The following is a 10551-nucleotide window of genomic DNA, read 5'->3' as shown; positions in this document are numbered from 1 at the left end:
TCGAACTCGAAGCACCCGTGCCCGTGGGCGAGATCGGGCGCGTGCGGGTCGACCAGCCGGTGCGCATCCGCTTCGATGGAATCGATGCCCCGGTCAGCGCCACGGTCACGCGCATCAACCCGGCCGCGCAAGCCGGCTCGCGCTCGATCATGATCTATGTGCGCGTGGCCAATCCGCAATCGACCTTGCGCGTTGGCATGTTCGGAACCGGCAGCGTGATCGTCGGCAGCACGGCAAATGCGATGGTCGTGCCGGCGACGTCGGTCCGCACGGACGGCTCGCGTCATAGCGTCTACGCAGTCACGAACGGCAAGCTCGTCGAAGTCCCGGTGACGACAGGCGCGACCGGCGACGCCGACGGTGCAAGCTGGACGGAACTCGCGGACTCGTCACTCAAGGAAGGTCAGCAGGTCGTGAAGAACAACCTCGGGGCGTTGCGTATAGGCAGCAAGGTGCGGCTGGTTGGTTCAAGCACAAGCGCCGCGGCTTCGTCACCCGTCGCCTCCAAATAGCGGAGCCGCACGCCATGTGGTTCACGCGAATCAGCATCAACAATCCGGTTTTTGCCGCCATGATGATGGCGGCGTTTCTCGTGATCGGTCTCTTTTCGTATCAGCGGTTGAAGGTCGATCAGTTCCCCGATATCACCTTCCCCGTTGTTGTCGTGCAGACAGCGTATCCGGGGGCATCGCCGGAATCGGTGGAATCCGATGTCACGCGCAAGGTCGAGGAAGCGGTCAACACGATCAGCGGTATCGATGAGATCTCGTCGCACTCGTACGACGCGTTGTCGGTGGTGATCGTCCAGTTCGACCTGTCCGTGAATGTGATGCAGGCGGCGCAGGACGTGCGCGACAAAGTGGCGCTGATCCGGCCCGACCTGCGCGACGGCGTGAAGGAACCGCGCGTGTTGCGCTACGACCCGGCCGACATGCCGATCGTTACCGTCGCGGTTTCGAACGCGCCGGGGTCGCTGCTCAGCACCCGCGATCTCACGACCACCGCCGACCAGATCGTGCGAAAACGCCTGGAGACGGTGCGCGGCGTGGGGTCGGTGAGCATTGTGGGTGGCGTGAAACGGCAAGTGCGCATCGACGTCAGTCCCGACCGGCTGCAAGCGCTTTCCGTAGGCGTCGATCAGGTGATCCGCGCCGTGCAGAACGAAAACCAGGAGATTCCGGCGGGGCCGCTGACATCGGCGGGAATCGAGCAGACCGTGCAGGTGAAGGGCCGCTTCCAGACGCCCGATGACTTCAAGCGGATCATCGTCGCCCGGCGCGGCGCCTCGAATGCAGGCCATGCCGTCACGCTCGATCAGGTCGCGCAAGTTGTCGACGGTCAGGAAGAGCCCGACAGCATGGCGCTGCTGAACGGGAACCGGGCGCTGTTTTTATCGGTGATCAAGGCGCAGGGCGAGAACACCGTCGACGTGGCTCAGGGGATCCGCGCCGAAGTCGCGGCGCTCCAAAAATCCTTGCCGCCGGGCGTGAAGCTCGACGTCACCGACGATTCATCGCGCGAAATCGAAAACAGCGTGAACGAGGTCAAGGGCACGTTGCTGGAAGGCGCGCTGCTGACGATTGCAATCGTGTTCCTCTTCCTCGGTTCGTGGCGCAGCACCGTGATCACCGGACTCACCTTGCCAATTGCGTTGATCGGCACGTTCGCGTTCATGTACATGGCCGGATTCACGATCAACGTGATCACGCTGATGGCATTGTCGCTTTGCGTGGGGCTGCTGATCGACGACGCGATCGTGGTGCGCGAGAACATCGTGCGCCATGTCCAGCTTGGAGCCGATCACCGCACCGCCGCGCTCGACGGCACCAAGGAAATCGCGCTCGCCGTGCTTGCCACGACATTCTCCATTGTCGCCGTGTTCCTGCCGGTCGGCTTCATGAGCGGGATTATCGGACGCTTCTTCCATCAGTTCGGCGTGACGGTTGCGGCCGCCGTGCTGATATCGATGTTCGTGTCCTTCACGCTCGACCCGATGCTTTCATCGATCTGGCCGGACCCTGCCCTGCATGTCCGCGGCACGAAATATCTGGCGCGTTTTCTTGCGTACTTCGAGCACGGCGTGGAGCGGCTCGCGCGGTTCTACCAGCGGCTGCTCGGGTGGTCGCTGCGGCATCGCGTGGCGACGCTGGTGGTCGCAGCCGCGACGTTCATTGGCAGCCTGTTTCTCGTGCCGCTGATCGGCACCGAGTTCGTGCCGAACGCCGATTTCTCCACGACGCAGATCGGCTTGAACACGCCTGTGGGGACGTCTCTGGAAGCTACCGCCGACAAGGTCCGGCAAATCGAAAACGTACTCGCGCAGTACCCGGAAGTCCGCTACAGCTACGCGACCATCAACTCGGGCAACGCGCAGGGCAAGAACAACGCGATGATCACCGTGCATTTGAAGGAGCGGCGCGACCGCACGCGCGGCGTGCAGGAGCTGAATCAGGTCTTTCGCGACCGGCTGAAAAGCATCGCCGGGATTACCGTGACCGAGATCGGCATGTCGGACGGCGCGGGGTCGAACAAAGCCGTCCAGTTCAGCCTTCAGGGCGACAACCTTGACGAGCTGCGCCGTCTTTCGGCCGAAGCACAACACCGGCTTGCGAAGATTCCGGGCCTGGTGGATCTGGACGCGAGCCTGAAAGACGACAAGCCGATTGTGGCCATTGATATCCGGCGCGAACTCGCATCTGACCTGGGCGTCGGCGTGGCGGAAGTCGGTCAGGCGTTGCGCCCGTTGCTTTCGGGAGACGCCATCAGCACGTGGCGCGCGCCCGACGATCAGGATTACGATGTGAGCGTGCGGTTGCCATCGGCCGAACGGCGCAACGTGGACGACTTGTCGAAGCTGATGATCGCTACGAGCCGCACCGATGCCAACGGCGCGCCCTTGCTCGTGCCGCTGCGCCAGGTCGCCGCGATCACCGAAACCACCGGGCCCGATGTGATCAGCCGCCGGGATTTGTCGAGGGAGGTCGAGATATCGGCGAACGTGACCGGGCGCTCGCCGGGCGAAGTGGCCGCGGACGTCAAGAAGACACTTGACGACATGCACCTTCCGGCCGGCTACCGATACCGCTTCGGCGGCTCCACGAAGAGCATGAACGAGTCGTTCATCTATGCCGTGCAGGCGCTGGCGCTGGCCGTGATCTTCATCTATATGATCCTTGCGTCGCAATTCGGCAGCTTCCTGCAGCCGCTCGCGATCATGGCGTCCTTGCCGCTCACGCTGATCGGCGTGCTGGCCGCGTTGCTGCTGTTCGGCAGCACGCTCAACATGTTTTCGATCATCGGCTTCATCATGCTGATGGGGCTCGTGACAAAGAACGCGATCTTGCTGATCGACTTTGCGAACCAGGCGCGGCGCGGAAGTCTGCTCGATGCCTCCGGCAAGGGACACGCCATGTCCCGCAGCGATGCGTTGCTCGAAGCCGCGCGCGTGCGTCTGCGGCCAATCCTGATGACCACGCTCGCAATGATCTTCGGCATGCTGCCGCTCGCACTCGGGCTGGGTGAAGGCGGCGAGCAGCGCGGGCCGCTTGGGCAGACTGTGATTGGCGGCGTGATTACGTCGTCGCTGCTGACGCTGGTAGTCGTGCCGGTGGTCTACACGGTGCTGGACGACTTCGGCGCGTGGGCCTCACGAAAATGGCGACGCAAGGAAAAGCCGGCGACGGGCACGGGGCCGCTTTAACTTGCACGACTTGCGGGTCGCCTTCCATAAAGCCGAAGGCGGCGCGGAACCATTGCCGCCCAAGGCTATTTTTTCGCCAGGACCAAGCCCTCTTCTTCGCTCCGTACCGCAACCTTGCGCGGCCGGCCGCCGCGAGCGCCGTTCGCCCGAGCAGCTTCAACCTTTGAAGCGCTGCGGCTCGCGCCGCCGGCCTTGCCCATTCGCCGGGCCATGAACGACCTTGATCCAACTACGCCTGCGAGCAGCGGAAGCACGAGAATGTCGGCGTCGACGGCAGGGAAATACAGGCCCGTACCCGAAGCCGTGATCTCGATTTCTTCGAGATCCTCATTCGATGCGTGTTCCAGACCTTGTATCAGCCGCGCGGGAATAGCGAACGACGCACCGTTCGACAACTCGATTGATAGCCGGCCGTCCTCCGGAATGAAAACCGCGGAAAGCGCTACCGGATTTTCGGTGACGTGCTTGCGCGCCCGCTCTTCGGCTTCGCGCATCTGGCGTTCGGTAATTTCAACTAAAACAGTCATGAAGTGTTTTCCATTCAGTGCACAGTGAGCCGACCACGTTCTGCATCCGGCGGGCAAAGGTGTTTGCAGCGGCGTGTGAAAAACCGTGGTTTCTGACAAGCGCCGGCGGTCCATTCGGACAGTGAAGATTAAAAACAGCATGCTGGTTCCCGTCCAGTACGTGGACGTGCGCCGGCATATGGTCGTTCAGATAAATCACGACGCGGGCAGCGCCGATGCGAAAAATCGTTGGCATGTGTTCACTCTATACGTTGGCAGCGCGCAAGTAAACCCAAACGCTTGGGTTTTTCCTGGCATTGTTGTTTTCCGCATGCAGACGATCGCAGTAGCGGAAATCCAAGCTTAAGGAACCCGCCCTGTCGCCGCTATCAGCCGGATGGCTAACGCGCTCGTTTCCGCTGAGTATTAACTACCGGAAGGGTCCGACTGGCATAGAATGACAGCCACTTTCGGGCACGGTCGGCCCTCGCGCGCCGCCCGGCACCATGTCCAGTTCACGCCACCGAATCTTGTCGAACATGCCCATCACTTCGCCGCAATTTGCTCCCCTCGCGCAACTCGCTGCAGCCCTTCGCGACGGCAAGGCCACTAGCCGGATGCTCGTCGAACAGGCACTCGAACGCATCGCAGATCCCGCCGGACAAGGCGCGATCGCTTTCCTTCAGGTCGATGCCGGCCGCGCCCGCGCCGCCGCTGACGCGCATGACGCACTTCGCCGCGCCGGCACCGTGCTCTCGCCGCTCGCAGGCATTCCCATATCGATCAAGGATCTCTTCAATATCGAAGGCCAGGTCACGCGCGCGGGTTCGCGCGTCCTGGCGGACGCACCGCCGGCCAAGGCTGACGCCGTCGCCGTTGCACGGTTGCGGCGTGCCGGCGGCGTGATCGTCGGGCGAACCAACATGAGCGAATTTGCGTTTTCCGGGCTGGGGCTGAACCCGCATTACGGGACGCCGCGCTCGCCGTATCGAAGCAACGTGGCGGGCGACGAACGCATCGCGGGCGGCTCGTCTTCAGGGGCGGCGGCATCGGTCGCGGACGGCATGGCCGCCATTGCACTGGGCACGGACACCGGCGGTTCCATCCGCATCCCGGCCGCGCTCTGCGGACTGACCGGCTTCAAGCCGACCGCGGCGCGCGTGCCCACGCAAGGCGGCGTGCCCTTGTCCACGACGCTCGATTCGTTCGGGCCAATCGGGTTGTCGGTGGCGTGCTGCGCGTTGGTCGACAGGATCCTGGCCGGCCGCGACGCCGTCGTGCCAGCAACCCGGCCGCTCGACGGCGTGCGCCTCGGCGTGCTGACCAACTTCGTGATGGACGGCGTCGACGAAACCGTGGCGAGCGGTTATTCGGCCGCCATCGGGCATCTGTCGGCGGCGGGCGCGCTGGTGGAGGACGTGCGTTTCGGGCCGCTCGACCAGCTTGGCGAGATCGGCCGCTTCAGCTTCGCGTCCATGGAAGCATATGCGTGGCACCGGCCATTGCTCGCAGCGCATGCCGACCAGTACGACCCCCGCGTGCGCACGCGGATCGTGAAGGGCGCGCCGGCTACAGCTGCCGATTATCTCGACCTTTTGCAGGCACGCGCCGCGATGATCGAGCAAGCGCGCACGCTGTGGCAGCGGTTTGACGCCATCGTATGCCCGACCGTGCCGGTCGTGCCGCCGCGCATCGCCGATCTGGAACACGACGACGAAGCATTCGGCCGCATCAATGCACTGATCTTGCGCAATCCGTCGGTCTTCAATTTCCTCGATAGTTGCGCGTTGTCACTGCCTTGCCATCCACGTGGCGAAGCTCCGGTCGGCCTGATGCTGGCCGGCGCGCCATTTGGCGACGACGTGCTGCTTTCCATTGGCCGCGCGGTCGAAGCCGTGCTTGAGACCACCCGATAAACAACGCGATAGAATTCCGTCGCCGGATGCGCATCTTCAGGTGCTTTTTTCTCGAACCAACCGGAAATATGAATAATTCATTGAATCACTTCACCATGCACGGGGACGATCGCGCAATTCGCCGCGAACGGCGGCTACTGGTCCTGCTTGCGCTGATAAGCCTGGCACTGGTCGGCGGCGCGCTTTATCTGCAGTTCGTGAAAGGTGAAGATCCCTGCCCGCTCTGCATCATCCAGCGTTATTTCTTCGTGCTGATCGCGGTATTTGCGCTGCTTGGCGCGTCGTTCAGAGGTTGGCGCGGGATCGCGCTGCTCGAGGTGCTCGTCGTCCTCTCAGCGCTGGGCGGCGTGGTCGCTTCCGCGCGGCACGTCTATGTCCAGGCGCATCCGGGTTTCAGTTGCGGTTTCGATGCGCTGCAACCCCTTGTGGATTCCCTGCCGCCCGCGCAGTGGCTGCCGCAGGTGTTCAAGGTCGCAGGCTTGTGCGAGACGCCGTACCCGCCAATTCTCGGACTTTCGCTTCCGCAGTGGGGCCTGATCGGGTTCACTGTAATGTTTCTGGCCGTCGCCGGAAGTTTGTGGTCCAAACGCAGGCTGCGAGCCTGATAAACGGGCCTCGGCGCTGGCCCCGTGTTTCGCCGAGCCCTTGAACTCCCCGAACCGCGTCAGCCAAGCAATCCGGCCGCTCCAGGCCGCTGCGCCTCGAATCCGGGGCTTTCCCCCTCGCCCCGGATCACCCGCGTCGCCGAACGCGTTCCGCCCTCATTCGGCTCCTCGCATGATCTGGATACGCTCACCGGAATCTTTTCAAGATATTGGGGTGATATCTTGTTTCATGGATGGCGATCCACGTGCGCTCTTCGGCCGGACTTTCAAAGCCGATTTCGCGTAACGCGCGCCTGATCCGCAATGTCTCGGACTTCTATATGACAACGCAAACCATCCGGTTTTTTCAGCACGGCGCAATCCGCGAAGTGCTTGATGCACCCGCCACCCGCACCGTGCTGCAGCATTTGCGCGAACACGACCAATGCACCGGCACCAAGGAAGGCTGCGCCGAGGGCGATTGTGGCGCGTGCACGGTGGTTATCGGTGAACTGGATGGCGACGGGCAACCGCAGCTCAAGGCGGTCAACGCCTGCATCCAGCTCATGCCGACGCTCGATGGCCGCGCGCTTTTCACTGTCGAAGATCTGCGCGAGAAGGACGGCACGCTGCATCCCGTCCAGCAGGCCATGGTCGATTGCCACGGTTCGCAATGCGGCTTCTGCACACCGGGTTTCGTGATGTCGATGTGGGCGCTCTACCAGAATCAGCCCAGCGACGCCGGCATGCCCACCCGCGACGAAATCAACGCCGCCCTCTCCGGCAATCTCTGCCGGTGCACGGGGTATCGGCCGATCGTGGATGCTTCGCAGAAAATGTTCGAATATCCGCGCTCGGCGCTCGACCGCGAGACGCTCAAAGAGCAACTCCAATCCATCCAGCGCAAGTACACGTTCGAATACACGGCGCCCGACGCACGCGGCGCCGCGTTCGGCCGTCCGACCTTCTACGCGCCGGTGACGCTCGCGGAGTTCGGCCGCCTTCGCGCCGAACACCCGGACGCAAGGATTCTTGCCGGCAGCACGGACATCGGCTTGTGGATCACCAAGCAATTCCGCAATCTCGGCGATATCCTCTTCATTGGCAATGTGGCCGAGTTGAAGTCCATTACGCGCGACGCTCAATGGCTCACCGTTGGCGCGGCGGCGTCGCTGGAAGATGCGTATGGCGCGCTCTCGTCCATTTATCCGGAACTCGCGGAGATGTGGACGCGCTTCGCATCGCGGCCGATCCGCAACGCCGGCACGCTTGGCGGGAATGTCGCGAACGGTTCGCCCATCGGCGATTCCATGCCTGCGCTGATCGCGCTCGACGCCGAAATCGTGCTGCAGCGTGCGATGAAAACCCGCTCGATGCCGCTCGACAAGTTCTATCTCGGCTATCAGAAATCCGCGCTCGAACCGGGCGAGTTCGTGGCGGCGATCCGTGTGCCGCTGCCATCGGCGAAATTGCGTTTCCGCACTTACAAGGTCTCGAAGCGCTACGACTCGGACATCTCGGCCGTGTGCGCGGCGTTCGCGGTGACGCTCGATGGCACCCGTGTCACCGCCGCGCGATTCGCGTTCGGCGGCATGGCGGCAACGCCGAAGCGGGCATCGAATGCCGAAGCCGTCCTGGTGAATCAGGAGTGGAACGAGGCGAACGTCAAGGCCGCCATGCAGGCGCTGGACGTCGACTTCCAGCCGCTTACCGACATGCGCGCGTCGAGCGCCTACAGAAGCAAAGTGGCGCGCAACGTGCTCTGGCGTTTCTTCCTGGAAACGCGCGAGAACGAGCCGCTCGCACTCCACGACGTCAACGCGTTCGCGTTCGACACGCAATAAGCGGATCTTTCACAGGCCGTATAAACGCAGCACCACAAGCATCAAGGACCACGCGATGAACAAGCGTACCGATCCCCTCCTCGACAGCGCCGCCGACAGCGAAATCACGGCGCGCACCGGTGAAACCTTCGACGCGCCATCGGCTAAAAAGCCGGAGGGCGCCGCGATCGGCGTCGGCTTGCCGCACGAATCGGCGCACCTGCATGTAAGCGGCGAAGCCACGTATGTGGATGACATCGGCGAGGTGCGCGGCACCTTGCACGCGGCGCTCGGCCTGTCGCGGCATGCGCATGCGCGCATCGTGTCGATCAACCTCGATCTCGTTCTGGCCGCACCCGGCGTGATCGCCGTCTTTACCGCCGACGACATCCCCGGCGAGAACAATTGCGGCCCCGTGCTGCACGACGACCCGATCCTCGCCAAAGACGAAGTGCATTACCTCGGGCAGCCGGTGTTTGCGGTTATCGCGGAAACGCACGATCTGGCGCGCCGCGCTGCCGCGCTCGCCAAAAGCGAAGAGGTGATCCGTTATGAACCGCTCGAAGCAATTCTCACGCCGCGCGATGCCAAGGCGAAGAAGGAATTCGTGTTGCCGCCGCTGCATTTGAAACGTGGCGATCCGGATGGAAAGATGGCGGCGGCGAAGCACCGGCTCCAGGGTGAATTCGAAGTCGGCGGGCAGGAGCAGTTCTATCTGGAAGGGCAGATTGCGTACGCTATCCCGAAGGAACATGACTCCATCCTCGTCTATAGCTCGACGCAGCATCCGAGCGAAATGCAGCATCTGGTCGCGCACATGCTCGACTGGCCCACGCACAACGTCCAGTGCGAATGCCGCAGGATGGGCGGTGGATTCGGCGGCAAGGAATCGCAATCGGGGATCTTTGCGTGCATCGCGTCGCTGGCTGCGCATTTGCTGCATAAACCCGTGAAACTGCGGGCCGATCGCGACGACGATTTCATGATCACCGGCAAGCGCCACGACGCCGTCTACACCTACGAAGCCGGCTTCGATGACGACGGCCGTCTGCAAGGCGCGCGAGTGGAAATCGCATTGCGCGCAGGTTATTCGGCGGATTTGTCGGGCGCCGTGGCGACACGCGCGGTCTGCCATTTCGATAACGCGTACTTCTTGAAAGACGTCGATATCACCGCGCTGTGCTGCCGCACGAACACGCAGTCGAACACGGCATTTCGCGGCTTCGGCGGTCCGCAAGGCGCGCTCGTGATGGAAGTCTTGATGGATGAAATCGCGCACCGGTTGAAGCGCGATCCCGTCGATGTGCGTCGCGTGAACTACTACGGCATCGGCGAGCGCAACGTCACGCCGTATGGCCAGACCGTCGAAGACAACGTGCTTCAACCTCTGACCGATGAACTGATTACAACGAGCGCCTATGTGCAGCGGCGCCGTGCGATTGCCGCATTCAACGCGACGAGTCCCGTGCTCAAGCGCGGCATTGCGTTCACGCCGGTGAAGTTCGGCATCTCGTTCAACGTGCCGTTCCTGAACCAGGCCGGCGCGCTCGTGCATGTCTACAAGGACGGCTCCGCGCTCGTGAATCACGGCGGCACGGAAATGGGCCAGGGCTTGAACACAAAGGTCGCGCAGGTCGTGGCGAATGCATTGGGCGTGGCGTTATCGCGAGTTCGCGTGACGGCGACCGATACCTCCAAGGTCGTGAATACATCGGCGACGGCGGCATCGACGGGAAGCGATTTGAACGGTAAAGCGGCCGAAGCCGCCGCACTCACCGTTCGCGCACGGCTCGCGGAACTGGCGGCAAGACAACTCGGCGGACGTCCGGAAGACGTGCGTTTCCACAATGGCGTGGTGGAATCGAACGGTGGCCAGATGCCCTTCGATCAACTCGTCGCGGCTGCTTATCTCGCGCGTGTCCAGTTGTGGTCCGATGGTTTCTACGCCACGCCCAAGGTCAACTGGGATTCAAAAACGCTGACCGGCCAGCCGTTTTACTATTTCGCGTACGGCGCGGCGAT

General features: G+C 62.9%; 8 protein-coding genes. 6 read left to right on the top strand and 2 right to left on the bottom strand.

The window, feature by feature from the left end:
* On the top strand, positions 1–512 hold a 512-nt coding region (locus ACFFAR_RS13990; protein WP_174364049.1), incomplete at its 5' end, for an HlyD family efflux transporter periplasmic adaptor subunit.
* Positions 513–526: 14 nt separating this feature from the next.
* Positions 527–3700: an efflux RND transporter permease subunit gene (locus ACFFAR_RS13985; RefSeq protein WP_174364048.1), complete on the top strand. Its 3174-nt coding sequence runs from the start codon at positions 527–529 to the stop codon at positions 3698–3700.
* Between the two features lie 65 nt (positions 3701–3765).
* Here the strand turns inward: ACFFAR_RS13985 and ACFFAR_RS13980 are convergent, their stop codons facing one another.
* Positions 3766–4227, bottom strand: a complete 462-nt coding sequence (locus tag ACFFAR_RS13980) for a DUF2442 domain-containing protein (protein ID WP_075359607.1) — start codon at positions 4225–4227, stop codon at positions 3766–3768.
* A complete protein-coding gene (locus tag ACFFAR_RS13975; protein WP_082771386.1) occupies positions 4211–4462 on the bottom strand; it encodes a DUF4160 domain-containing protein in 252 nt (83 codons plus the stop codon). Before ACFFAR_RS13975 ends, ACFFAR_RS13980 begins: the two co-directional genes overlap by 17 nt.
* Before the next feature lie 283 nt (positions 4463–4745).
* Between ACFFAR_RS13975 and ACFFAR_RS13970 the strand changes: the two genes are divergently transcribed.
* The 4 genes from ACFFAR_RS13970 to xdhB form a co-directional block, all read left to right on the top strand.
* Positions 4746–6122 (top strand): amidase, encoded by a 1377-nt coding sequence (locus ACFFAR_RS13970; RefSeq protein WP_174364047.1) that lies wholly within the window; start codon positions 4746–4748, stop codon positions 6120–6122.
* A gap of 95 nt (positions 6123–6217) precedes the next feature.
* Positions 6218–6727 (top strand): disulfide bond formation protein B, encoded by a 510-nt coding sequence (locus ACFFAR_RS13965; RefSeq protein WP_062170510.1) that lies wholly within the window; start codon positions 6218–6220, stop codon positions 6725–6727.
* A gap of 320 nt (positions 6728–7047) precedes the next feature.
* Complete coding sequence (gene xdhA, locus ACFFAR_RS13960; RefSeq protein WP_375508023.1) at positions 7048–8550, top strand: xanthine dehydrogenase small subunit; 1503 nt, start codon at positions 7048–7050, stop codon at positions 8548–8550.
* Between the two features lie 55 nt (positions 8551–8605).
* Positions 8606–10551: xanthine dehydrogenase molybdopterin binding subunit (gene xdhB, locus ACFFAR_RS13955; RefSeq protein ID WP_375508022.1), on the top strand; the 1946-nt coding region annotated here is incomplete at its 3' end.

The organism is uncultured Caballeronia sp. (assembly GCF_964243625.1).
Classification (GTDB): Bacteria; Pseudomonadota; Gammaproteobacteria; order Burkholderiales; family Burkholderiaceae; genus Caballeronia.
The sequence above is the reverse complement of the archived record's forward strand: the minus strand, read 5'-3'. Positions and strand labels throughout refer to the sequence as shown.